The organism is Paucibacter sp. KBW04 (assembly GCF_003852425.1).
In the GTDB taxonomy this organism is placed as follows: Bacteria; Pseudomonadota; Gammaproteobacteria; order Burkholderiales; family Burkholderiaceae_C; genus Paucibacter_A.
Window position 1 is genome coordinate 692417 of the sequence record NZ_QAJN01000001.1, and the last position, 24746, is coordinate 717162.

The 24746-nt window shown below is 65.1% G+C and carries 22 protein-coding genes; 14 read left to right on the top strand and 8 right to left on the bottom strand.

Going from position 1 to position 24746, the window contains the following annotated elements; genetic code table 11:
* Nucleotides 1-60: 60 nt before the first annotated feature.
* Nucleotides 61-387: a c-type cytochrome gene (locus DBR47_RS03080; protein ID WP_124446717.1), complete on the bottom strand. Its 327-nt coding sequence runs from the start codon at nucleotides 385-387 to the stop codon at nucleotides 61-63.
* 191 nt (nucleotides 388-578) lie between these two features.
* Here DBR47_RS03080 and DBR47_RS03085 point away from each other — a divergent pair, with 191 nt between their 5' ends.
* Nucleotides 579-833 carry a TIGR04438 family Trp-rich protein gene (locus DBR47_RS03085; protein WP_124446719.1) on the top strand — a complete coding sequence of 85 codons (255 nt, stop codon included), beginning with the start codon at nucleotides 579-581 and terminating at the stop codon, nucleotides 831-833.
* Entirely contained in the window at nucleotides 830-3049 is a 2220-nt protein-coding gene (locus DBR47_RS03090) for an NHL repeat-containing protein (RefSeq protein ID WP_197046829.1), read from the top strand. The genes DBR47_RS03085 and DBR47_RS03090 overlap by 4 nt, the downstream gene beginning before the upstream one ends.
* 2 nt (nucleotides 3050-3051) lie before the next feature.
* Here DBR47_RS03090 and DBR47_RS03095 read toward each other — a convergent pair whose 3' ends face one another.
* The 7 genes from DBR47_RS03095 to DBR47_RS03125 all read right to left on the bottom strand — a co-directional run bounded on the left by DBR47_RS03095 (nucleotide 3052) and on the right by DBR47_RS03125 (nucleotide 11709).
* Complete coding sequence (locus tag DBR47_RS03095) at nucleotides 3052-4098, bottom strand: response regulator transcription factor (protein WP_124446721.1); 1047 nt, start codon at nucleotides 4096-4098, stop codon at nucleotides 3052-3054.
* Between the two features lie 84 nt (nucleotides 4099-4182).
* Complete coding sequence (locus tag DBR47_RS03100; protein ID WP_124446723.1) at nucleotides 4183-6507, bottom strand: N,N-dimethylformamidase beta subunit family domain-containing protein; 2325 nt, start codon at nucleotides 6505-6507, stop codon at nucleotides 4183-4185.
* A gap of 3 nt (nucleotides 6508-6510) precedes the next feature.
* The gene (locus tag DBR47_RS03105; RefSeq protein WP_124446725.1) at nucleotides 6511-8046 is read right to left on the bottom strand and encodes a branched-chain amino acid ABC transporter permease; all 1536 of its coding nucleotides are present in this window, start codon (nucleotides 8044-8046) and stop codon (nucleotides 6511-6513) included.
* Nucleotides 8047-8052: 6 nt separating this feature from the next.
* On the bottom strand, nucleotides 8053-8925 hold the full coding sequence (locus DBR47_RS03110) for a branched-chain amino acid ABC transporter permease (protein ID WP_124446727.1): 873 nt from the start codon (nucleotides 8923-8925) through the stop codon (nucleotides 8053-8055).
* Nucleotides 8926-8970: 45 nt separating this feature from the next.
* Nucleotides 8971-9675: an ABC transporter ATP-binding protein gene (locus DBR47_RS03115; RefSeq protein WP_197046830.1), complete on the bottom strand. Its 705-nt coding sequence runs from the start codon at nucleotides 9673-9675 to the stop codon at nucleotides 8971-8973.
* Nucleotides 9672-10415, bottom strand: coding sequence for an ATP-binding cassette domain-containing protein (locus DBR47_RS03120; protein WP_124446729.1), 744 nt, complete (start codon nucleotides 10413-10415; stop codon nucleotides 9672-9674). The genes DBR47_RS03115 and DBR47_RS03120 overlap by 4 nt, the downstream gene beginning before the upstream one ends.
* 1 nt (nucleotide 10416) lies before the next feature.
* The gene (locus DBR47_RS03125) at nucleotides 10417-11709 is read right to left on the bottom strand and encodes an ABC transporter substrate-binding protein (RefSeq protein ID WP_124446731.1); all 1293 of its coding nucleotides are present in this window, start codon (nucleotides 11707-11709) and stop codon (nucleotides 10417-10419) included.
* 316 nt (nucleotides 11710-12025) lie between these two features.
* Here DBR47_RS03125 and DBR47_RS03130 point away from each other — a divergent pair, with 316 nt between their 5' ends.
* The 12 genes from DBR47_RS03130 to DBR47_RS03185 all read left to right on the top strand — a co-directional run bounded on the left by DBR47_RS03130 (nucleotide 12026) and on the right by DBR47_RS03185 (nucleotide 24731).
* The gene (locus DBR47_RS03130; protein ID WP_197046831.1) at nucleotides 12026-12928 is read left to right on the top strand and encodes a transporter; all 903 of its coding nucleotides are present in this window, start codon (nucleotides 12026-12028) and stop codon (nucleotides 12926-12928) included.
* 291 nt (nucleotides 12929-13219) lie between these two features.
* On the top strand, nucleotides 13220-14356 hold the full coding sequence (locus tag DBR47_RS03135) for an amine dehydrogenase large subunit (RefSeq protein WP_197046832.1): 1137 nt from the start codon (nucleotides 13220-13222) through the stop codon (nucleotides 14354-14356).
* 8 nt (nucleotides 14357-14364) lie between these two features.
* Nucleotides 14365-14943 (top strand): MauE/DoxX family redox-associated membrane protein, encoded by a 579-nt coding sequence (locus tag DBR47_RS03140; RefSeq protein ID WP_124446737.1) that lies wholly within the window; start codon nucleotides 14365-14367, stop codon nucleotides 14941-14943.
* A 30-nt stretch (nucleotides 14944-14973) separates the two neighbouring features.
* A complete protein-coding gene (gene mauD / locus DBR47_RS03145) occupies nucleotides 14974-15561 on the top strand; it encodes a methylamine dehydrogenase accessory protein MauD (RefSeq protein WP_124446739.1) in 588 nt (195 codons plus the stop codon).
* A gap of 28 nt (nucleotides 15562-15589) precedes the next feature.
* Nucleotides 15590-16144: a methylamine dehydrogenase (amicyanin) small subunit gene (gene mauA, locus DBR47_RS03150; protein WP_124446741.1), complete on the top strand. Its 555-nt coding sequence runs from the start codon at nucleotides 15590-15592 to the stop codon at nucleotides 16142-16144.
* Between the two features lie 2 nt (nucleotides 16145-16146).
* Complete coding sequence (locus DBR47_RS03155) at nucleotides 16147-16581, top strand: cytochrome c (RefSeq protein ID WP_124446743.1); 435 nt, start codon at nucleotides 16147-16149, stop codon at nucleotides 16579-16581.
* A gap of 5 nt (nucleotides 16582-16586) precedes the next feature.
* Nucleotides 16587-17060, top strand: a complete 474-nt coding sequence (locus tag DBR47_RS03160; protein WP_124446745.1) for a cytochrome C — start codon at nucleotides 16587-16589, stop codon at nucleotides 17058-17060.
* Between the two features lie 69 nt (nucleotides 17061-17129).
* Nucleotides 17130-18518 (top strand): DUF1329 domain-containing protein, encoded by a 1389-nt coding sequence (locus DBR47_RS03165; RefSeq protein WP_124446747.1) that lies wholly within the window; start codon nucleotides 17130-17132, stop codon nucleotides 18516-18518.
* A gap of 15 nt (nucleotides 18519-18533) precedes the next feature.
* Nucleotides 18534-20309, top strand: coding sequence for a DUF1302 domain-containing protein (locus DBR47_RS03170; protein ID WP_124446749.1), 1776 nt, complete (start codon nucleotides 18534-18536; stop codon nucleotides 20307-20309).
* A 20-nt stretch (nucleotides 20310-20329) separates the two neighbouring features.
* On the top strand, nucleotides 20330-22690 hold the full coding sequence (locus DBR47_RS03175) for an RND family transporter (RefSeq protein ID WP_124446751.1): 2361 nt from the start codon (nucleotides 20330-20332) through the stop codon (nucleotides 22688-22690).
* 1 nt (nucleotide 22691) lies between these two features.
* Nucleotides 22692-23666, top strand: a complete 975-nt coding sequence (locus DBR47_RS03180) for a glycosyl hydrolase (protein WP_124446753.1) — start codon at nucleotides 22692-22694, stop codon at nucleotides 23664-23666.
* 108 nt (nucleotides 23667-23774) lie between these two features.
* On the top strand, nucleotides 23775-24731 hold the full coding sequence (locus DBR47_RS03185) for an AraC family transcriptional regulator (protein WP_124446755.1): 957 nt from the start codon (nucleotides 23775-23777) through the stop codon (nucleotides 24729-24731).
* The last annotated feature ends 15 nt before the right edge of the window (nucleotides 24732-24746 follow it).

Genomic DNA, 24746 nt, shown 5'->3' on the forward strand with positions numbered 1-24746 from the left:
TTCGGTCGCTTCAAACAAGTAAAGGCCCCTCGGGGCCTTTTTTCTTGGCTGTGCGTCGGCTTACTTCACCGACAAAATCCAGGTCGCCAGTTGCTTGGCTTCGGCCTCGCTGACTTGTGAGTTGGCGGGCATGGGCACGGGGCCCCAGACGCCGGAGCCGCCCTTAATGATCTTGGTCGACAAGGTGGCGACGGCGGCTTTGTCCTTGGCGTACTTGGCCGCCACATCCTTATAAGCCGGGCCGACCAGCTTTTTGTCCACCGCATGGCAGGCCATGCAGTTCTTCTTCTGGGCCAGATCGGCGTTGGCAAAGGCCGGGGCAGCGATCAGGCCGGCGCCCAGTGCGGCCGACAGTGCCAGAACGGTCTTGGTGAGGGAGGACTTCATGGTTTCCTTTCGAGGAGCAAGCAAAGAGTTCATCGCCTTTGATCAGACCGAGCGAGCGTTCAGTGAACTACAGTCTGGCGCGAGTCGTTCGAAAACGATCAAAAGATTCTAGTGCTCACCCGTGACCCGGGTGTTGCGGCTGTGCGAGCCCCGTATTTGGGGCATGAGTTCTGCGTTTGGGGGAAAAGAAGATGTGGTTTGTTGTGATCGGCCTGGGCCTGCTGGGCCTGAAGTTTTTTGAGGTGGCGCCGGTAGCGGGCTGGGACTGGTGGATCGTGCTGTCGCCCTTCGTCTTGGCCGCCGTCTGGTGGCATTGGTCGGACTCCAGCGGCCACACCCAGCGCAAGGCCATGGAGGCCATGGAAGACAAAAAGGCCCAGCGCCGCCAGCGCACCCTGGAGGCTTTGGGCCAAGGCGAGGTCGACAAGAAGAAATCGCGCAAGTGAGCTTGCGCAGCGACAAGCGTCTCAGCGCCTGGATGCTGGGCCTGCTCGGCCTCAGCCTTTTGAGCACGATGGGGGCCTGGTGGTGGATGTCGGCCACCCAGACAGGCGAGTCGCCGCGCACTTCGCCGCTGATCAAAAAGGTCCAGCCCTTTGTGGCCAGCACGCCTTTTGGCGGCATCGCCCAACTCAGCCTCCTGGCGGGTGATGGTCACCCCGGTCGGCGCGATGGGCCGGCCGCCCAGGCCCAGTTTGCCGATCCCTACGGCCTGGCCCGCGATGCCGACGGCAATCTCTTTGTGGCCGATGGTGGGGAGTCCAACAGTGTTCGGCGCATCAGCCCGCAAGGCCTGGTCACGGTCTTGGCTGGAGGCGCGGGCGAGGGCTTGCGTGATGGCCAGGGCACGCAAGCCCTGTTTCACACGCCTTCGGGCCTGGCAGTAGACAAGTCGGGCAATGTCTTGGTGGCCGATACCGGCAACCATGCCATCCGCCGCATCACGCCCCAGGGCTTGGTGACAACCGTGGCCGGCAGCGGCGTGGCGGGCGACAAAGACGGCCCCGCCGCCCAAGCGCAGTTCAACGGGCCGCTGGCCGTGGCCGTCGACGCGCAAGGCCGCATCTATGTGGCCGACAGCTATAACGACCGCATCCGCATGATCAGCCCGGAGGGTCTGGTCTCGACCCTGGCCGGAGGCAGCCTGCCGGGCTTTCAGGATGGCGAGGGCAGCCTCGCGCGTTTCGACACGCCCATTGGCCTGGCGCTCGATGCACAAGGCCAGCTTTGGGTGGCCGACAGTCGTAACGACGCGATTCGGCGCATCACACCGACCGGTCAGGTGACAACCCTGCTGCGCAGCGACCCCGAGGCCAATCCCGCCGACGAGCAGCATCCGCTGCGGCGCCCGCTGGCCTTGGCCGCCACGCCCGACGGTTATCTCTACGTCAGCGTGCTGCGGCGTGGCGCTGTCTTGCAAGTGGCCACCGCCAGCGGCGACTACCGGGTGCTCAGCAGCGGGCCTGAGCTGCGCTTTGCCCGGCCGACTGCCCTGGCCCTGGACCCGGCCGGCGTGCTCTATCTGGCCGATGCGGGCAGCTACCGCCTGCATAAACTGCTGCCGCAGGCGCGCAGCGAGGCCGCTCAGACCTCCCGCTCCCTGGATGGGGTCATCGGCCCAGCCGCCGACATCGCCCTGCCTGCCACGGCCAAGCGCTGGCCCCTGGCGCCCCAGCAGGCCTGGCATGAGGTGGTGGGCACGCCCGGCGAGGTGCGCGGCAACTACCGAGGCGAGAGCCGCGACCATCTGCATGAAGGCCTGGATGTGCGCGGCGATGTGGGTAGCGAGGTGCTGGCCCTGGCCGACGCCAAGGTGGTCAGCCCCTTGTCGACCTGGTCCTTCGGCGGCCAGGGCGAGGGCCTGGCCCTGGACAGACTCAGCTACATCCATATGAAGGTGGGCCGCGATGCCAAGGGCCGGGTCTTGGACCCGGCGCGTTTCATCTTGCAACTGGATGAGGCCGGCAAGCCCGAGCGCCTGCGGGTGCGGCGCGGCACCCGTTTTGCCGCGGGCGAGCCCCTGGGCACGGTCAACAGCATGGCCCATGTGCATCTGGCCCTGGGCGTAGGCGGCTATCAGCTGGACCCGCAGCTGCTGGGCTTTGAGGGCATGCGTGACCATGTGGCGCCGGTGATCGAGGCGGTGGAGTTGTACGACGCCTCCGGCCGCCGTTTGGGCGCGCCTGTGGCCAAAGCAGGCAAGAAAAGCAAAGCCAAGGCCAAGCCGCCCGGGCCTTTGCTGATCACCCGCGATGATGCCGGCCTGCAGATCGTCGTCGAAGCCTGGGACCAGGTGGACGACAACGAGCCGCGCCGCCGTTTAGGCCTGCACAGCCTGGGCTACCAAATTCTCTCGCCCGATGGCCGCCCAGCGCCGGGATTTGAGCAGCCGCGCATGACGCAGAACTTTGCCCGTCTGCCGGTGGATGACGTGGCGGTCAAGATGATCTACGCCCCTAGCAGCGGCATCACCGTGCATGGCAGTGCCGTCACCCGTTTTCGTTATGTGCTGACCAACCAAGCGCTTGGGGGTCAGGTCTTGCCGGGGCGTTGGCAGACCCTTGACTTGCCGGCTGGCGACTACATCTTGCGCATCTTGGCGCAGGACTTTGCGGGCAATGCGGCGCTCAAGGGGCGGGATCTGGCGATCACGCTGAATTGAATTCAGTCCGCCAAGAGCTGGCCAAAGCCATGCGACAGGCCCGGCAGTTCTTCAAAAATACTGCGGCCCTCCAGGTCCAGGGTTAGCTCGTCGGCGGCAAACAGGCGCTGGGCCAGCTGGGCTTTGTCGGAAACCTCCAGCTTGCGATAGATCTCGCGCAGATGGTGGCGGGCCGTGGCCGGGGCGATGCCTAGATTGCGGGCAATCTCTTTGTAGCTGGCGCCGGTGGAGAACTGGCTGGCGATCTCGTTTTCGCGCGGCGACAAACGGGTGGGCAGGGAGCTGACGCGCAGGTCCACCAGCCAGAGGTCGCCCACCGGATGCATGCGCACCCCCAACTGCTTGCCTTGAAACGTAGTGCCGGCTTGCAGATGGCGGGTCAGTTCCTCGGGCAGCATGGGGCCGGTCCAATGCGGCCATTCCAGGCGCAGGGCGGCGGTCAGGGCTTGATCGGCCACATACAACATGCCGCGCCGGTCCACCACGGCCAGGGAGGCGCGGGCCGAGGCACGGTTGGCGCGTACCCGCTCCAGATGCAGCATCCAGTTGGAGCTGAGCGCGGCGGTGAGGTGGGGCATCAGGATCTGCTTGGTGCGGCGCTCATGCTCGGTGAAGGGCGGCTTGCCTTCGCAGCGGTAGAGCGAAAGAAAAGCCATCAGATTGAGCTCAGGCAGCAAGGTGACGGTGCACAAACAGCTGGTGATGCCGAAACGCGCCATCAAGGAGGCCAGGCCGGGTGAGCTTTGCACGGCCTTGCGGCCGAAGTTCACGCTGCGGCCCGGCGTCGCCATGACGGCGGCGGCCAGGGTGTCTTCATCCTTGATCTCATCCCAGAGCGAGGGGTAGAAAGCCGGCAGGCGGTAGGGCAGGGAGGCGTGAATCTCCAGCGGGCCATCAGGGGGCTGAGAGGCCATGCCCCACCAGGCGGCGTCGAAGTCAAAGCGCGCGCTCAGCGCGTCCAAAGCCAGGCGCTGAAAGGTCTGTATCGGCGCCAGATGGGCGAGACGGTACAGCTCCAACAAGGTCTTGCCAAAGGTTTCGGTGTTCATACGGCCCCGAATTGAGCAGAAGGCTCGCTCGCTATTGAAGCGAAGAAGCGTCGATCAGACCATCCAAGTTTTCGCCTAGCTTTGCTAGCGCCAGAGCTTCTCGTCCGCGATGTACTCCGTGCCCGGCAGCGGCCCGGGCCGCATAAAGGCCCGCAAGACATTGCCCATGATGCGAGAGATCTCGTTGTCAAAGCCCTGGCAGGGCAGGGCATGGCTCCAGGCGATGGAGCTGGGCGAGAACACGGCACCGTGGCCGGGGGTCGTGAAATAGACCAGGTCGCAGCGCACGCCGGGGTGTTGGGTGCCGCCCATGCCGGGGTGGTTGTACATGATCTCTTCCTGCACCAGGGGGTAGTTGTCGCTGAACTCCAGCGAGCTGGCCAGGATGCGAGCATGCGGGGGTGAACCCAGGCTGAGGTCGTAGCGGTCAATCTCCACGCCGGCCGCGCCTCCACCGGCCAGGCCGAAGTCGCCGAAGACTTCTTTGTCAACGCCCTCAAAAATCCAGGCCACGCTTTTGTGCCAGGAGTCCGCCATGCGCCGGTAGGGGCGGGACTGGTCCATGCCCTCGCTGGCAAAGCCCGTGCCCACCAGCTTCTGCGGCGCGCGGCCGCGATGCCGCCACAGGCCGCTGCGCTCGCCCGTGCTGGCCAGATAGCTCTCGCCCGGCCGGCTCTGCCAGGCGCGCGAGCCGCTGTCCAGCTTGCGTACCTCCATCAGCCAGGGCTCATCGGCGCGGAAGCCCGTCACCCAGTAGTAACCATTGCCCGACAAATACATGACCCGGCCGCCCTGAGCCAGATAGTCTTCGGTGCCGTCCAGCATGGCCTCGCTGTAGTACTCGGCATGGCTGCCGTTGATCACCACCGCATAGGGCTGCAGGGCGGCGCTGCCTTCGGCATGCAGCTCAGCGTCGGTGAGCACTTCGTAGGCGATGTCTTGGTTTTCCAACCAGGCCACGATGGACAGATCGGCCGGGAACTGCCAGGGCCAGGCCACGCCGGGCATGCGGCATTTGGGCCGCATATTGATGATGGGCCGGCGCGAGGAGCTGAGGCTGCAGCCCTCGCCGTCGCGGTGATGGTCGTAGGCGCTCAGGCCAAAGGGCAGGCCGTCGCGGTAGTAGTCGATATCGCTGGGCTGAAAAATGGGCACAACCGAGGTGATGGACTGCACCGCATTGACCTCAAACGCCAGCTGGGCGTTGGCATAGGCCAGATAGCTGGTGGTCGGGATCAGCAAGGCGACCTTGGCTTTGGGCTGCTTGGCGCAGAGGAAAAAGGGCAGGTATTCCTCTACCGCTTGTTCACCCGTGCCGGCGGTCAGCTTGAAGGCATAGCAGCCGCTGCGCAGATCGCTTGGTGCCTCGAAGGCAAAGCTGGGCTGCCAGCGGCAGTCGGTCAAGGCGTCCTCATGGAACTCGATGGCGCCGTACTCTTGGGGTGCCAGGCGATAGCTGTCGTTGCGGCCCTTCCAGTTCCAGCCGGTCTGGCCGCGTATGGGGCGGTTGAAGCCCTGGGCATGCAGGCCCAAAGGGCCGACGTCCAAGACCTCGTCGCCAATGCCGTTGTCGCTCAGACCCAAGCTGGTGTCCCAACAGGCCAGGATTTGTTCGGGGCGCGGGCTGCCTCCGTCCACCAGATGCGCGAGCAAGGAAGCGTCGGCGATCTGCTGCAGCACGCCCGGCCGGTCGATCTTGCCGTTGAAGCATTGGCTGAAGAACTCACCCCGGGCGGGGTTGTGCTCATGGGCAGCGGCCAGCAAAAAGCCGCCCGCTGCGGCGCGAGGTTTGACCCGCATCGTCATCGACACATGGGAGTGCAGATCAATCGGGCAGACCCGCAGCGACAGGCGTGAGTTGTAGCGATTGGCCACCGGGATTTGATGCACGCTGGCCTGGCCTGTGCTCGGGTCGTAGCTGGCGGCCACAAAACACCAGATATGCGGCAGCATGGGCACCTCGGCGCAGACCGCGTCGACCCGCTCGCCATCGCCCAGCCACAGCTCCAGCAAGCCCTGGGCATTGATCCCCAAGGCCATGCCGCGCTGGCTGCTGACGCACCAGCGGCCCAAGATCACCTGGCGCCCGCCGCTGGGCAGGGTGGGCATCACAAAGCCAAACAAGGTGATGGGCCCCTCGCACAGATTCAGCGTGTCGCCGGGGTCTTGCACCTGCAAGAAACTGCCTTGCTGGGTGTATTGGCGCTGCACCGGCCATTCGCGGTTGATGTTGCTGGGTAGCAGCTCTTCGATAAAGCCGGGGCCATCGGGGTGTTCATCGCCGTGGATCAGGCGCACCAGTTGGACCTTCACCCGCTCGGTGCCCTCGGCGCTGATGAAGGCCTGCACGGTTTGCCCGTTACGCAGGCTCAGGGGGTCGGTGTATCCGTGGAGTCGAATTTGGGCCATGTCTTAGCTCTCCAGAAGGTCTTGGCAACGTTTGAGGAAGACCGCGTGGGTGGCGGCTTCGATGGAGTCGTAATGCTTGTCGTCCACCAGACGGGGCGGCACGCCGCGTTGGCCGGACAGCGCGATCAAGCGGTAGCGCTTGAAGGCTTTTTTCTCCGACATCAGCGCGTATTTGTCCGTGATGGCGGCAAAGCGGAAGTAATGCAGCAAACGCGTCAGATCCTCGGCATGCTGGCCCCAGGGCAAGACGCGGTGTTCTTCCAGCACGGCGGGGGTGATCAAGCGCTTGAGGCCGTCGCGCTGGCGTTTGTCGTGGCTGCGCAAAGAAATCAAGGCCTTGTCGGCGATGGCAATCGCCTCCTCGGGCATCACCTCGCCGCCCGCCTCGCTGCGCATGGCGCGCGCCTCGCTCTGTTTTTTAAGGCGCCAGGCGCGGAACTGGGCACGCACGCCCATCAAGCCGGCACGGGTGTAAAGCACGGTGGCCAGCATCAGCGCGCCTATCAGCACCAGGCGCCAGGAGCCCCACTCGATCAGCAGCTTGTCCAGCATGACGACGATCAGGGTGCCGGCCACCGCGCCCTCGGCCGTGCCCAGGCCGCCAATGACGATCATGGCCAGCATCAGCAAGAGGTTGTCGATGCCGAATAGCGAGGGCGAGGCGCCCTGGAAATGCGCGGCGTAGATGCCGCCGATGGCGCCCAGGGCGCTGGACGAGATGATGAAGACCTGCAGCCGGGCGCGCCGCACATCGATGCCGCAGGCCTGGGCAAAGGCCTCTTGCTTCTCGGGTGCGCTGCGCAGCAAACGCCCCAGCCGCATGCCGTTGACCACCCGGTAGAGGCCCAAGGCCAAGAGCATCACCGAGAAACAAACGACGTAACTCAGCAGCATGGCGCTCTGCTCGTCCAGGCCATCGGGCAGGTAGGAGGCGGCGCCAAACAAGCCGCCTGTGGCCGAGCCCAGGGCTTGCGATTGCACGACCGAGACCCGGCACAGCTCCACCAGGCCCAGGGTGAGCAAGGCGTAGTAAAAACCTTCCAGCCGCATGGCTGGCAGCGCGATGATCAGCCCGAACAAGCCTCCGGTCGCCGCGCCCACGCCCACCATGCCCCACCAGGGCAGGCCAAACTCGATGGACAAATATGCACCGCAATAAGCCGCCGCACCCACGATGGCCAGGCTGGCCAGCGAGAAGATGCCCGCCGTGCCTATCACCAGCATCCAGACCAGATTGATGGCGGCGTAGAGGGCGAAGATGGCGGCGGCCGACAGAAGGCTGGCGCTCTCCAGCTGCAGGCCCAGCACAGGCGGCAAGATGGCCAGCAGGCCAAGCGCAGCCGCCCACCACAACGGGCGCTTGTCGAGGATGAGGATCTCGCGCGACAAGTCCTTGGGGTTGTAGCGGCCCTGGGTGAGCAAGAGGGTGCGGCGGCTGCCGGGGATGCGCCAGCGTGCCCACAGCTGCTCGCTATGGCCGCGCCAGCGCGGCCGCCAGTAGCGCGCGCCGACGCGATGTTTCTTGGCTGCGATGGCCATGGTTTTTTACTCCCGCGTATGGTCGAGCAGACCGCCCAGGCCCCGGGGGCGCAGCAGCAGCACGGCGATGATGAAAAGAAACTGGGTGATCAAGACGTATTGACCGCCCAGCAAGGCGCCGGTGAGGGCTTCGATCACGCCCACCAGCACGGCGGCGGCCACCGCGCCCGGCACCGAGCCCAGGCCACCGGCCAGGGCCACGATCAGCCCCTTCACCAGCGGCGTGGTGCCGGCATAAGGGCTGACGAAATAGGTTTGCGACAGCAAGACCGCCGCCATGCCCGCCAGGCCTCCCGTCACCGCCATCACCAGCAAGGCGGTGCGGCGCACGCCGATGCCGACCAGGGCCGCGCCCTCGGGGTTTTGCATCATGGCGCGCACCTGCAAGCCCATGCGGCTGCGCGTCATCCAGAGCAGGGTCAGGCCCATCAGCAAAAGCGCGCAGGCGATGGTACCGGCCTTGTCGGCCGGAATGCCGCCCCAAGCCCCCGCGCCAAACAGAGGCGGCAGGCTGCGCGCGCTGGGCCCGAAGGCGGTTTGCAAACCCTGGATGCCCAGCAGATTGATGGCCAGGGTGGCCACCATGCCGCGCATCACGAAGTTAGGCTTTTCGTGCAATGGGATGAAGGCAATGGCGCAGATCAGCAGGCCGCAGAGCGCGCCGACCGCCAAGCCACCGGCCATCACCAGCCAGGGGTTGCTGCTCAGATAACTGGCCACCAGCCAGGCGCCATAGCCGGCGGTGGCAAAGCTGAAGCCATGCGCCATATTTACCAGGCCCAGGCTGGCAAACACGATGGAGACGCCCAGCGCCAGGAGCGCATAGATGCAAGACAGATTGAGGGCCGAGAGGGCGATGAAGCTGAGGTCGGTGCTCATGGGGAATCCTTTGACGCGCGTGTCGTCGTAAATGAGGCGGCCATCTCAGGCGCTGCCCTTGAGTTGGCCGGCGTGCATGCCCAAGACCCGGTCCACCCGGCCACTCAGCAGGGCCAGGTTTTGCTCGGCGATCACCAGGGCCCCGGCACCCAGCTCCAGGCTGAGCAAGGCATCGACGATGCTGCGGCTGATCTTGGGCGCCAGGCCTAGCGAGGGCTCGTCCACCAGATAGAGCTTGGCCGGCGTCATCAGGCCGCGCGCCAGCGAGACCATGCGGCGCTCGCCGCCCGACAGGCTGCCCACCGGCGACTTGATCAGCTTTTGCAGGGGCGCGAACAGGGCCAGCAACTCCTCTTGACGGCGCCGGCGCTGGCGCCAGGCCTGGGCGGTGAAGGCGCCGCAGTCCAGGTGCTGGGCCACCGTCAGGCCGGGAAAGATGGCGTCGCCCTGCGGCATATGGGCCAGGCCCATGCGGACGATTTTGTGGGTCATGCGGCCCGCGCCGCCGCTGCGCACGCGGCCGACCTCCACCCCGCCCAGACGGATCGAGCCGCGCTGCCAGTCGGTGAGGCCGCTGATGGCGCGAAACAAGGTGGACTTGCCATGGCCGTTCAGCCCCACCAGGGCGACCTTCTCGCCCGCCGTGACGGCAAAGTCCAGATCGTGCAGCACCGTCAAGGGCCCGTAGCCGGCCGATAGATTGCGCACCTGCAAAATGCCTTCGCTCGCGTGCATGGGCTTGTTGTTCATGCGGCCTCCGCTTCAAAGTAGGCCGCGCGCACCCGGGGTTCTTGAAACACCTGTTCGGGCAGGCCGTCGGCAATCAGCTCGCCCCCGTCCAGCACCACCACCCGACCCGCCAGGGCGGCCAGCAGCTCCAGCCGGTGCTCGACCAGCAGCACGGCGACCTGCAGCTCCTGGGCGACATAGCGCAGGATGCCGTCGATGGCGTCGATCTCGGCATTGATCAGGCCAGCGGCCGGCTCGTCCATCAGCAAGACCTTGGGCTTGCGCATCAAGAGGCAGGCCAGCAGCAGACGCCTTCGGTCCAGCGCGCCCAGCGAGCCCGCCAGGGCGGCGGGCCGCCAGGCCAGGCCCACCTGATGGGCCGCCCATTCGGCATCGTGGGCGCTCAGGAATGGCCGATAGGCTTGGCGTGCGGCCCTGAAGACCTCGCCCAGGCTCAGGTGTTCGGGCACCACCGGGCTTTGGTAGGTGCGGCCTATGCCGAGTCGGGCGCGGGCATGCAAGGGCAGGCGGGTCAGCTCGGTCTCGCCCAAGAACACCTGGCCGCGGCTGGGCCGCAGGCGGCCGCTGAGGATCTCGAACAAGGTCGTCTTGCCCGCGCCATTGGGCCCCACCACGCCCAGCACCTCGCCGGCCTGGGCGGCCAGGGAGATGTTCTTCAAGACCTCCCGGCTGCCAAAGGCGTGGCCGATAGCCCGGCAGCTGAACAGGGCCGGGCCTGGCTTCAAGCTCGCAGCGCTCATCTCATTTCATCCATGGCGCGGCCTTGAAGCCGGACTGCTTGAGCGCGTCCGGCGCGATGATGCGGTGCTGGCCGCCCTGCACCTGGTAGAAGAGCTGGGCAATGCCTTCCTCGGGCTTGCTGACCTCTAGCGGATAGTTCAGCGGCGCCTGGTTGGCGTTGTCAAAACGGTAGAAGCCGTTGACGCCGCGGTACTTCAGCTGGCGCAGTGCAGCGTTGACGGCCTTGAAGTCCTCGGGGGCGGCCTTGTTCCAGGCCTGGGCCAAGAGCTGGACCGCGTCATAGCCGCCGCCGGTGTAGACCAGGCCCATCACGCCGCCCTTGGCTAGGTATTCGGCCTGGTATTGATCGCGGAAAGTCTGGCCTTGCTTGTCGGCATATGCGCCATAGACGGTGCCCCACACAAAGCCCTCGGCGGCCGCACCAGCCAGGTTGAGGAACTCGGGTTGCGAGGGGCCGTACTGCAGATAGACCAGGGCGCCGGGCAGGGGGTTGGCGGCGAACTGCTTGGCAAAAGCGGCCAGCTCGGCGGCCACCCAGTGATTGACCATCACGATGCCGGCGCCGGTGTTCTTGATGTCTTGCAGCACCGGGCCCCAGTCCTGCACCGGGAACTGGATCTGGGTGATCTTGGCGACTTCGTATTTGCCCCGGGCCTTGAACTGCTCGGCCGCCGCCTTCGTGATGTTCTGCGTGTAGGCGATCTGCTCGGTGATGATGTGGACCTTTCGGTTCACCGGCTTCCAGCTGCCATGGGCCTCCAGCTGCTCGCAGAACAGGGGGAAGCCCGCGCCGTAGAACGTCTCCGGCGGATCGATCTGGTAGATGTGGCCGTACTGGGCCGGGTTCTTGCGCACCAGGTCCAGCGAGGCCTGCTGGGTATTGCCGTGCAGATAGGGCGCTTTGTAATTGGCCACCGTGGCCATGGCCGGCACGGGGATCAGGACGAAGGGCGAGACGATGGCCTGCACCTTGGCGTCGACGATTTTGCGCAAGGCTGCTTGCGTGCCTTCGGGCGTCAGCAGGTCGATGTCCACCACCCGCAGGGTCAAGGGGCGGCCCTTGATGCCACCGGCCGCATTGATCTGCTTGAGCGCCAGCTGGGCGCCCTTGAGGAAGTCGGCATGGTCGGCCACCCCGGCCGGCCCGCTTTGCGCAATCGGCATGCCGATGGTGATGGGCGTTTTGTCCTGGGCTTGGGCCCAGCCGGGCAAGACGGCGGCGGCCGCTGTGCTGGCCAGGCCTTGAAGCAGTTGGCGTCGACGTTGTGCATTAGCGCTGGATCGATGGGACATGGGAGCTCCTGTTGAGGGGAAAGGGCAGCGCAGTCTAGGAATCTGGCGCGCTTTGCAACACCGTCCCAATGCACCAAGGGGAAGTCCTGGGCTGGTGCATCTGCATCAGGTGAAAACCCCTATCCCTCGCTTTGCATGCGGCTTTGCACTGACAAAAAGCCCTGGTGCAGATGGCCCTGGTGCAAATGGAGGAGGTGCAACTGAACGATGGGTGGTAGCCGCAGCGCTGCCTAGCATCCGCCAGCTCTTGAGCCAAGGCATTCGATGCCAAGGGCTCAAGAACTCCTCTCGCACATGTCCAAAAACGGAGACCTCCATGACTCAGTCCACCCGCTTGCCCATACGCCCGCTTCCTTCTGCAGCGGTCCAGCTGTCCGCCCTGATTGGCGGCCTCGCCTTGGCCGCCAGTTCGGCCCAGGCTCTTGAAGCCCATCCGGGCGATGCGGTCGCACCGCCGCCCGGCATGGGTCTGGTCGGCCTGTATGCGATTCACACCGACTTGGGGCCGCTGCGGGTGCAGGGGCAGACGGTGGAAGGGCCCAAGGCCAGGGCCGATGTGGGCTTGCTGCGCTTGTTCTATGCCACCCGGCTGGGCAATGTGCAGATCAATCCGCAGATGGTGATCCCCTTCGGCCGCGTCGCGGGCCAAGGCACGCTCGCAGGTCTGGAGAGCGCCAGCGGTATTGGTGATGTCAGCCTGCTGGCCTCGGTGATGCTGGTGCAGGATGCGGCCTCGCGCAGCTCCGTCTATCTGATGCCTGGCGTGACCTTCAAGACCGGGGCTTACGAGCCCTTGAAGCTGTCCCTCGGCGAGAACCGCAACAAGTTCGTGCTGCAACTGGGAGGGCAAACCGGCCTGGGCAAGGACTGGATCGTCGATGGCTATCTGGACCTCACCGCCTATGGTGATAACGATCGCAATGCCGCCGGTGCCTTGAGCCAAAAGCCGCTGCTGACCTTGCAGAGTTTTTTGCGCTATGCCCTCGCACCGGGCAGCGAGTTGGCCTTTGGTTTGCGGCATTTCACCGGCGCCGAAACCTCGCTGGCCGGCGTGGCGCAACACGACGGCCAGAGCCGCACCAGCTTCTTGCTCAACGGCTCGCATTGGCTGTCGGACGGCAAGACCCAGCTGATGTTCAACTGGGGCCGCGACCTGAACACCGAGAACGGTTTCAAGGCCACGAGCAACTTTGAGTTGCGCGCCATTCGCTTGTTCTAAAGCCCGCGTTTCCCGCCTCGCACTGGGTCGCGGCAAGCTCTGGGGCTGCGCGCCGCTTCGGCTCTGTGAAGGGCCGAAAGGTCGATGAACACTGCGCAAAGTCTCGTCCAGGGGTTTTCCCCTGCGAACTGCGTTCTTGCCGAAACGTGATATGCGGCAAGCCCTGCGGCTTCCAAACTGCGACCCAATCGCTCTCGCCGGTATGTCATCGGCGCTGTCCTTGGAAGGATTTGGATCATGCCCATGCCCCCCGTGCCGCCCCGGCGTCCCCGCCTTCTCGCGCCCTTGCTCATGAGTCTCTCAGTCGCTGCGGCCACGGCAGCGACCCCCGCCGCCTTGCCGCCCGAGTTGCCGCCCGAAACGTTGAGCACCTCGACCCTGGATGCCGCCCAGCAAGCCCGCGTCTATGTGGCCGATGTCTCCATCGCCCATATCCACGACGGCCGCATCCGCATCTACGACCCCCGCGATGCCAAGTTTCTGGGCACCATCTCGACCGGCTATGTGGGCAACTTCACCCTCAGCCCCAAGCGCGATGAACTCTATGTCGCCACCAGCTTTCTCTCGCGCGGTGTGCATGGCGAGCGCCTCGATGTGCTGGAGATCCATGACACCAATGCCCTGACCGTCAAGGGCGAGATCCTCTTGCCGCCGCGCCGTGCCCAGGCCCTGACCTATCGCGGCCTGGTGCGGACCAGCGCCAACGGCCGCTTTGTGCTGGTGCAAAACGCCACGCCCGCCACCTCGATCACGGTGGTTGATCTGCAAGAGCGCAAGGCCGTGGCCGAGGTGCAAACCCCCGGCTGCTGGGGCTTGCTGCCCGCCGCCAGCCATGCGACGCGCTTTTCCATGCTGTGCGGCGACGGCAAGGTGGCCACCGTCACCCTGGACGAGCAAGGCCAGGTGGCCGATCGCCAGCTCAGCGAGAAGTTGTTTGATGCCGATGCCGACGCCTGGTTCCACCATGCGGAGCAGATCGGCGATCGCTATTGGTTTGTCTCCTTCAAAGGCACTTTGACCGAGCTGGATCTGGGCGGCCCGGCCGCGCGGGTCAGGGCCAAGACGGACTTGGTTCAAGGCTTGAAAGGCGGTTGGCGTCCGGGTGGCTACCAGCTGTTCGCGGTCCATCCCGATGGCCGCTATGCCGTCGTCGCCATGCATGACAAGGGCGTCGAGGGTTCGCACAAACGACCCGCCACCGAGCTGTGGACCTTTGATCTGCAGACTGGCAAGCGGGTGGCCAAGGCGCCCGGCCTGGGCACGGCGGCCATGACCTTCTCTCGCAATGGCCAGCGCCTGCACACCCTCAGCGGGGTCAACGGCGAGATGCGCAGCTGGCAATGGCCGCAGGCCGGTGTGACGCCCAAATTGCTGAGCGTGGTCAAGCGGGCCGGGGAGAGTGCCTTGCTGCTTGAGACGCAGGACTGAGCAAGATCATGTGGAACGCTTCTTCCTCTTCGACCGCGCTGCTGGATCCGCTCCTGGTGTGGATCGCGGCGGCCCTGATCGCCACCTTGTTCGCCCATGCGGCCCTGGCCAAGTTTGGGGACCTCGATCTGTTTGAGCAGCATCTGGCGGCCTATGGCGCGGCCCGTCTGCCCCTGGGCTTGCAAACCCTGTTGAGCCGTTTGATCCCCAGCCTGGAGCTTTTGACCGCCGTGCTGAGCCTGAGCCCCGCTCGCAGCCTGGGGGCGGGCCTGGCCTTGCTCCTGCTGCTGAGCTATGCCGCGCTGATGGCCTGGCATCGCCTGCAGCGTCACAGCCTGGACTGTGGTTGCGGTGGGGCGCCGCTGCCGGTCTCCTGGCTGCTGGTGGGGCGCAATGTGGCCCTGGCCCTGCTGGCCTGGCTGGCCACTGGAACCGACAGCGGGCGCGCGCTGGGCCTGGCCGATTTCGCCGTGCTGGTGGGCAGTCTGGTCTTGGCCTTGCCCTTGTACGCCGCCTTCAACCAGGTCTTGCGCCACCCCCTGGCGCGCCGCCTGCCCCCTGCGGGCCATCGCGGCCACGCCCATTGACGCCTCTTTTTTGCTGACGGAGTTCATGCGATGAATGCAATCACTATTTCCCTGCTGCTCTTGTGGCTGGCCGTGCTGGCCCTGGGCCTGATGTTGTGGGCCTTGTCCCGCCAGGTCGGTGTGCTGTTTGAGCGGGTGGCGCCCATGGGCGCCCTGGTGACCGACTCGGGCCCGCCTATCGGTTCACCTAGCCCGCAATTTGCGCTGACCGGCATCCAATCCGAGCCGGTAAACCTGGGCGGCGCTCAAGCCACGCCCACCCTGGTTTTCTTTCTGGCGCCCACCTGCCCGGTGTGCAAAAAGCTGATCCCGGTGCTCAAGGCCTTGATGCGCGACGAAGGCCGGCAATTGCGGGTGGTGCTGGCCAGCGATGGCGATGCCGATCACCTGGGCTTTGTGCGCGAGCAAGGTTTGCAAGCCATGCCTTATGTGGTGTCCAGCGAGCTGGGTATGGGCTACCGGGTTTCACGCCTGCCCTATGCCGTCTTGCTGGACGCCCAGGGCCTGGTGGCGGCCAAGGGCTTGGTCAATTCGCGTGAGCAGCTCGACAGCCTGCTCAATGCCCACGATATGCATATGCCCACCATCCAGCAATACCTCACAGGCAAGCCGGCCTGAGCCCACAGCCGACTACAGGAGAACTCTCATGCAATGGCTGACCGATTTGATTGACAAGAAAACCGAGAAACGCCTGCGCCAAGTGGCCCACAGCCAGGGCCGGCGCAGCCTGCTGGGCCGCCTGGGCGTGGCGCTGGTGGGTGGGGCCGTCTTGCCCATGCTGCCGTTTGACCGCAGCGGTCAATTTGCTGGCAGCGCCCAGGCGGCGGAGCTGCCCAAGGGCGGCAAGGCCAAGCTGGCGGCCAATCAGGACCCGACCCAGTGCGAGTACTGGCGCTACTGCGCTTTCGACGGCTATTTATGCACCTGCTGCGGCGGCAGCCTGACCCAATGCCCACCGGGGGCCGAGGCCTCCAAGGTCAGCTGGGTGGGCACCTGCATGAATCCGGCCGACGGCCGCCACTACTTGGTTTCCTACAACGACTGCTGCGGCAAGAGCGCCTGCGGCGAATGCCTTTGCAATAACAACGAGGGCGAGCGGCCGGGCTACCGCCTGGGCATCCATAACGACATCAATTGGTGCATGGCCAATACCAGCCCCATGTTCCATTGCACCACCTCCATCATCGTCGGGGTGGCCTGAGCATGAAGCGCGGCTTGCTTGTTTTGATGCTCAGCGCAGCTGCTGTTGCGCAGGCGGCCGATGGCCAGGCCTTGTTCGCCCAGCATTGCGCCACCTGCCACCAGGCCGATGCCTCCGGCACCGTGGGCCTGGCACCGCCGCTCAAGGGCGGGCATTGGCAGCGCCTGGGGGCGGACAAGGACTATCTGCCCTCGGTCTTGCTGCATGGCTTGTCGGGCCGCATCCAGGTGGAGGGCCAGGTGTTCTCCGGCCTGATGCCCGCCTTCGGCCCGCAGCTGGACGATGCGAGCCTGGCCGCCATCGCCACCCATTTGCGCGGCTTGCAGGCCCAGCCCGAGCCGCAGGCCCTCAGCGCCGAGCAGTTCAAGCAATTGCGCGCGCAGCCCGGCAACCCGGCTCAAACGCGCCAGCGTCGCCAGCAAATCTTGGGTAGCTGAAGATCATGAAGCTCTTGTGCGCCATCTTCTTTCTGCTCCTGCTGTGCTCGGTGGCCAAGGCCGAGGGCATGGGTCGACAGGTGGTGCCGCAGGCCGCCACGCCTGCCGCGCCCAGCAGCAGCGCGCGCAGCCTGTTTGTCTTGCGCTGTGCTGGCTGCCATGGCATGGATGGCTCAGGTTCCAAACTAGGCCTGGTGCCCGATATGCGCCGCCTGGGCAACTTCCTGCGCCTGGAGGGCGGGCGCGAGTTTCTGATTCAGGTGCCAGGGGTGATGGGCTCGGGCCTCGATGACGCGCAGGTCGCGGCGGTCAGCAACTGGCTGCTGGCCACGGTGGCCAAGGACTCGGTGCCGGCCGAGCACAAGCCCTATACGGCCGAAGAAATCACCCGCTTGCGTGCCAAACCCCTGGTGGACGTGGCCGCAGCCCGCCAGGCCCTGGTGGCACAGGGGCAGGCCTTGGGCATCACCATCGACTGAGCTTGCTATCGCCGGATCACGCGGCGGGAATGACGCTCGCTTCTTTTGACCTCCAACAGGTAAACCACCATGCATGCGAAAAAGAACAAGTCTGCTGCGCAGCGCAAGCTGCATCTGCACCTCCCTGTTTGGGCTTTGCTGGCCGCCGCGGCCATCCCAAGCCAAGCCGCCGGCCCCGAGGCCCTGGGCAAGGAGCTGACGCCCATGGGGGCGGAGCGCGCCGCCAGCAAGGACGGCCTGGTGCCCGCCTGGACGGGTGGCGATATGAAGGCCCCGGCCGGCTGGAAGCCAGGCCAGGCAAGACCTGACCCCTATGCCGCCGACAAGCTCTTGTTCAGCATCGACGCCAGCAATGCCGACAAGTACAAGGACCGCCTGAGCGAAGGCCAAATGGCCTTGCTCAAGACCATCAAGGGCTACCGCATGGATGTGTACCCCACGCGGCGTAGCTGCGGCTACCCCGAGGCGGTCTACGAGAACACCCGCAAGAACGCCGGCGGTGGCGCCAAGCTGGCCGCCAATGGTTTTGATCTGGACAAGGCCTTGAGCGGCGGCGCGCCTTTCCCCATCCCCGCCAACGGGGCCGAGGCGATGTGGAACCACAAGCTGCGCTGGCTGGGGGAAGGGCGCATCGAGCGCTATTCCACCGTCTTCTCGGACAGCAGCGGGGGCAAATTCGTGCCCCTGGTGCAGAACCAATGGACCTCGACGCCGGCCGGCAATCTGGCCGGCAAGCCCATCACCGAGGGCGAGGGCGTGGAGTACCGCCTGCTCAACGAGGTGGTGACGCCGCCGGCCCGCACCGGCGAGCTGATCCTGCTGCATTACTCGCTCAACAAGGACAACGACGCCTGGCTCTACTTCCCCGGCCAGCGCCGAGTGCGGCGCGCGCCCACCTTCTCCTACGACAACCCGGTGCCGGGCTATGAAAACCTGCTGGCCGTGGACCAATACCCCATGTTCGGCGGTCGCCTGGACCGCTATGACTGGAAGTTAATGGGTAAGCAGGAGATGGTCGTGCCCTACAACACCTTCCGCTTCAATGACCAGAACAAAAAACTGGAGGAGGTGTTCGGTGCCGACTCGCCCAAGCGTGAGCTGATCCGCTACGAAACCCACCGGGTCTGGAAGATCGAGGCCACCGTCAAGCCGGGCCAGCGCCACACCTTCCCCAAGCGGGTGATCTATCTGGACGAGGACACCTGGATGATGCTCTCGGCCGATCTTTACGACGCCCAGGGAAAGGTCTGGCGGGTGCAGGAGTCCTACCCCTATGTGGCCTGGGAGTTGCCGGCCTGCGTCTACCAAGGCTATGTGGGTTATGACCTCAATGTGGGCCGCTATATGGCGGACAACATGCCGCAGAGCGGCACGACGGACTGGCTGGCCGGGCGCGAAGGGCGCATCGATGCCAACAAATTCAACTCCGATGAACTGCGCCGCGCCGGTGGCCGTTGAAGAAGGAGGCAGAGCATGAAAACACCCCACAGCTTCAAGCAACATCGCCTGGCCGCCGCTCTGGCGCTGGCCTTGATCGGCACGCAGGCACTGGCCGTCAGCACGACGACCGAGAACGGCACGGTGATCGACTTCAGCTCCACCCTGTCCTTCGGCGCCCAGGTCCGCCTCAAATCGCCCAACCCCCAAGCCCTGGGCAATGACAACGGTGGCAATGTGCCCACCAGCGCGCCCTTGGGCTCCTTGATCAACGGCCCGGGCAATAACGCGGCCGCCAATCCGGACTTCAACTTTCTCAATAGTGACGACGGCAATCTCAACTACCGCCGCGGCGACATCGTCTCGGCGCCGCTGAAGGGCACGCATGAGCTGGGCGTGAAGACGACCGACGGTTGGCGTGTGCTCTTGCGCGGCAGCTGGGTGCTGGACCCACAGGCGGCGCAGACCCGCCGCACCGAGCTCTCCAGCGAGGCCAAGGGCATCGCCGTCCACAACTTCACCTTGCTGGACGCCTGGGTGTCCAAGGACTTCCGCTGGCTGGACGACAAGGCCGCGACGGTGCGCCTGGGCAATCAGGTGCTGAGCTGGGGTGAAGACATCTTCATCATCGGCGGCATCAACCAGACCAATGCGCTGGACCTGCGCAAGCTGCACACCCCCGGCACCCAGGTCAAGGAAATTCTGCGGCCCGCACCCATGCTGAGCCTCAACACCGCCTTGAGCCGCAGCCTGAGCATGGAGGCTTACTACCAGTTCGGCTGGAATGCCTATCGCTTCGACCCGGTGGGCACCTTCTTCTCCACCGCCGATGTGGTCGGGGCCGGCCAGCGGCCTGCCTACATCCCCAGCTCGGTCTTGGGCTGCCCGGCCAGCGCGCCTTGCGGTGACCATGGCACGGCGATTCAGCCGGGCCTGAATGTGGTGGGTTTTGAGGCCGACCACGAGCCGCCCCAGGGCAAGCAATACGGTCTGGCCCTGCGCTTCAAGCCGCAGGCCCTGGACACCGAGTTCTCCTTCTACTACCAGCGCTATCACGACAAGCTGCCCTTCACCACCTTGTTCACCGACCCGGCCTATGCCGCGCAGAACGTGGCCAATATCGGTTACTACAACGAGTATGGGCAGAACAAAGACCTGTTCGGCTTTTCCTTCAACACCAAGGCCGGGCCCATCGCCCTGGGCGGTGAGCTGTCCTACCGCCCCAAGGACTCGGTGGCCATCGATGGCAGCGTGCCGCTCTCGGGCCGCTACAGCATCTTTGACCCCGCCAATGCCGATGCCAAGGGCCGTGCAACGGTGCGCGGTTTTGTCGAGGAGAAAAAGATCCAGGCCCATCTCACTGGCTTGTATTTCACCGAGGTCAATTCACCCATGGGCGCCCTGGTCAAGGCCTTGGGCGCGGCCGAGGGCACGGTCTTGGCCGAGGTGGCCGTTACCCATTACCCGAACTTGAAGACCAGCGAGATCCCCTATCTGGTCTTCCCCACCTATGCCTCGCCGGACAAGACCTCCTGGGGCTATGCGATGGAGTTTGATCTGAGCTACCCGCATATCTGGGGCAGCGACTGGAATCTGACCCAATCCACGGTCTTCACCCATGACGTCAAAGGCGTCTCGCCCAATACCTTGCCATTCTTGGAAGGTCGCAAATCGCTGTTCCTGGGTCTCTTGTTCGACAAGGGTTCGGAGTGGAAATGGCAGCTGGGCTACACCGCCTTCTTCGGCGGTGGCCAGGCGAATCTGCTGCGGGATAGGGACAACATCGCCACCAGCCTTTCATTTAACTTTTGAGTGGCCAGGCCCCCATCTCCATGCTGAATCAATTCGTCCACGCCTGCGAACGCCTCTTCTTCGGCCATCGCCGCGCCTTGCTGGCCCTGCTGGCCCTGATCACCGTGGTGATGGGGGTGTTCGCCCTGAGGCTGCATATGACGGCGGGCTTTGGCAAGCAGCTGCCGCTAGGCCATGAGTACACCGACACCTTTCTCAAGCACAAGGATCAGCTCTTCGGCGCTAACCGCCTGATCATCGTCGTCCATGCCCGCAAAGGCGAGATCTGGCGGCCGGCCGTCTTGCAACGCCTCAACGAGGTGACGCAGGCCTTGCTCTATCTGCCGGGGGTGGATAGACGCTCGGTCACCTCGCTGTGGACTCCCAACACCCGGGTGATGCAGGTGACCGAGCAGGGTTATGAGGCCCACGATGTGATCGGCGGCGATGTCACGCCCGAGAAGCTGGACGCCGCCACCATGGCTCGCATCCGCGACAACGTGATCCAGGGCGGCTATGTGGGCAGCCTGGTGGCCAGCGATTTCTCCGGCGCCATGGTGACGGCCGACTTGCTGGACATCGACCCCAAGACCAAGCTCGCCACCGACTACATTGCGCTCGGCCCGCAGATCGAGCGTGAGCTGCGCGCCAAGTTCGAGGACGCCGAGGTCGAGATCCAGATCATCGGCTTTGCCAAGCAGATCAGCGATATCGCCGAGGGCGCCCAAGGCGTGCTGGCCTTCTTTGCTCTGGCTTTTGTGCTGACGGCTTTGGCCGTGTTCTGGTACTGCCGCTCCTGGGCCTTCACGGCCGTGGCCCTGTCTTGCTCCCTGGTCTCGCTGATCTGGCAGTTCGGAACCCTGCATCTGCTGGGTTATGGCCTGGACCCTTTGGCCGTGCTCGTGCCTTTTCTGGTGTTTGCCATCGGCGTCTCGCATGGGGTGCAGCAGATCAATGCCATAGGCCGCGAGGTGGGAGCAGGGCGCTCGGTGTTCGAGGCCTCAAAAGCCAGCTTCGGCAGCTTGCTGGTGCCCGGCACCATGGCCTTGATCACGGCCTTTGTGGGCTTTGCCACGCTGATGCTGATCCCCATCCCTGCGATCCGCGAGCTGGCCATCACCGCCTCGCTGGGCGTGGCCTACAAAATCGTCACCAATCTGATCATGCTGCCGGTGCTTGCTTCGTACGTGCGGCTGGACGCGGCTTACGGCCCGCGCACCCAGGCCTTGCGCCAGCGACGCGAGCATGGCATCCAGGTCTTGGCCCGGGTGGCCGAGCCGCGCATCGCGCGCTGGGTGGTCTTGGCCGGCTTGGTTCTGTTCGCCTTGGCTGTATGGAACAGCCGCGATCGCCATATCGGCTATGTGCAGCCCGGCGCGCCCGAGCTGCGTGACAGTGCCCGCTACAACCTCGATGCCTTGAGCATCGCCGCCAAATTCTCGGTCGGCCTGGACGTGCTGACCGTCGTCAACGAGACCGCGCCCGACAGCTGCTACGACTATCGCAAGATGGCCTATATCGACAGCCTGGCCTGGGAGCTGGCGAATACCGAGGGGGTGATAGGTACCACCAGCCTGCCGGCCCTGGTCAAGCTGGGGGCCATGGGATTCAACGAGGGCAATCCCAAATGGGGCGAGCTGCCGCGCGACGCGCGCTCAATGGCCAGCTTTATCGGCCTGGTGGGCGAGGGCTCGGGGCTGTATGACCCGCGCTGCACCGTGCTGCCCATCAATGTCTATCTGGCCGACCACAAGGCCGAGACCATCAAGCGCGCCGTGCAGGTGGTCAAGAACTTCCGCGCGAATGAAAAGACCGAGGGCGTCAATGTGCGTCTGGCCAGTGGCAATGCCGGCGTGCAGGCCGCCACCAACGAGGTGCTGGAGGCCACCGAGCTGCCGATGATGCTGTACGTCTACGCCACCATCGTCGCCCTGGTCTTCCTGACCTACCGCGACTGGCGCGCTGTGCTGGCCTGCTGCCTGCCCCTGACCGTGGCCACTTTTGTGGGCTACTGGTTTATGAAGACTTTGAACATCGGCCTGACGGTGGCCACCCTGCCGGTGATGGTGCTGGCCGTGGGCATAGGCGTGGACTACGCCTTCTACATCTACAACCGCTTGCAGATGTATCTCTCCGAGGGCATGGCCATCGTGCCCGCCTTCCGCCTGGCGCTGACCGAGACCGGCATCGCCACCGTGTTCACCGCGCTGACGCTGTCGGTGGGGGTGGCGACCTGGGTGTTTTCACCGCTGAAGTTCCAGGCCGATATGGGCTTGCTGCTGGCCTTTATGTTCATGCTGAATATGGTGATGGCCATCACCCTGCTGCCGGCCCTGGCCGTCTGCATCGACCTGCTGCTGCCGCGCCGCGGCCCGGTTCCCAAGCCTTTGATGGTGCATTGATATGACTCAGCCTAAGCAATCTCAAGGGCTCTCGCGCCGCGCCTGCCTGGGCTTGGCCGCTGCGGCCTTGTTGCCGCAAGCCCCAGCCGCCGGGGAGCTGGCCCTGCATCGCCCCCTGGCCGCGCGCAGCACTTGCCTGGATGTCTGCCAGGCCGGTACCCGCCTGGTGACCGTGGGCGAGCGGGGTCATGTCTTGCTCTCTGACGACCAGGGCCAGCATTGGCGGCAAGCGCGCAGCGTGCCCACCCGCACGATTTTGACGGCGGTGCATGCGGTCGATGCGCAGCGTCTGGTGGCGGCAGGCCATGGCGGCTTGATTCTGAGTTCCAGCGATGCGGGTGAGAACTGGCGGGTGGCGGCCGGCTCGGCCACGGGGCCGGATACCTTGCTGGCCATTCGCCTGGAGGCCGATGGTGTCGGCCTGGCCGTGGGCGGCTTTGGCTATGCCTTGCGCACGCTGGATGGTGGCGCTACGTGGAAGCGGGTCGAACTGCTCAGCGGCGAGGCGGGCGAGCGGCATTTCAACCGCATCTTTGTCTCGACTCGCGGCACCTGGCTGATCGCGGCCGAAGGGGGTCAGGTCTTGCGCAGCGAGAACCGAGGCGAGCACTGGTCCGCCGTGGTCACGCCGTATCAAGGCTCTTTGTGGAGCGGCCTGGCCTTGAGCGAGGGCACGCTGCTGGCCTGCGGCATGCGAGGCAATCTGCTGCGCAGCGTGGATGACGGCCTGACTTGGCGCCACATCGCCATGGCCGCCGCGGGCGCAGGTTCGCTGACCGGGCTGACCCTGCTGGCCGATCACAGCCCCTTGCTGGTGGGCTTGGACGGCAGCTTGCTGCGCGGCAATGTGAGCGGCGAGCAGTTCAAGTTTCAGCGCCTGGAGGACAGGCCCAGCCTGAGTGGGGCCCTGGCCTTGGCCGATGGGCAGGTGCTTTTGATCGGCAATGGCGGGCCGCGTCTCTACCACCCGATTTGAGTGCCCATCGCTGAAACCCGCAATGGACAAAGACCGGGTGAGTGGTGGAATGGTCCAGGGAGTTCGAAAACAACATGCACCAAAAGCAGTTCAAGAGGTTCATGAGCAATGGCAGTTCAAGTTTCCGAACACCAGTCAAAGGATGTTGACGATCAGGCCAAGGCCTTGAATGGCTGGCATCAGAGTTATGAGCAGCTGGGCGCAGGTCGCTTCAGCGGCTTTGCGCGCCAGATCGAGACGCCCGATGGTGTGCTGCTGCGCGAGATCACCAACCGTAGCCTGCGCGAGCACATCAGCCCGCCCAAAGACCATATCGCCATCGCCTTGCCGCTGCGGGTGGACCCGGGGGCGGTGTTCGCCGGGCGGCCGTTGGAGGCCAATTCCCTGGTGTTCCTGAACAGCGAGCAGGAGTACGACCTGGTCAGCACTGGCATGCTCGATCTGGTCGGCTTGTGCGTCTCCCGCGAGATGGTGGCGCGCAGCCTGCCGCCCGCCAAACTGGCCTGGTTGGACAAGGCCGAGCGTGAGCGCAGCATGGTGCTGAATGCCGACATCGCGCAGGATGTGCGCAGCTTGCTGCAAGTGTTGAATCAACAGTCAGTGGATCCCGAAGCCCTGGGCGGCAATGACAGTGTGGGCCGAGCCCTGAGCCACACGGTGGCCATGGCCATGAGCAGCGACGGCATCGAGCTGACGGCGGTGGTGCCGCGGCGGGCCGATACCCGCATGAAGGTGGTCAACCGGGCGGTGGACTTTATGCGTGCCAATCTACACAACGATATCGGCGTGGCCGAGATCTGCGCCGCCGCCTGCACCAGCCGGCGCAGCCTGCAGTACTGTTTTGAAGAGTTCCTGCGCTGCACCCCGCAAGCCTATCTGCGCGCCTTGCGTTTGAACGAGGCGCGGCGCACGCTCAAGCTCAGTGCCGATCAACCCATCACCAGTGTGGCGACCACCCTGGGCTTCAGCAGTGCCAGCCACTTCACCCGGCATTACCGGCTGATGTTTGAGGAGCTACCTTCGGAGACGCTCAAGTTCAATAGCTGCATGCCTGGCCGCTTGTGAGGCGGGCAGCGCGCA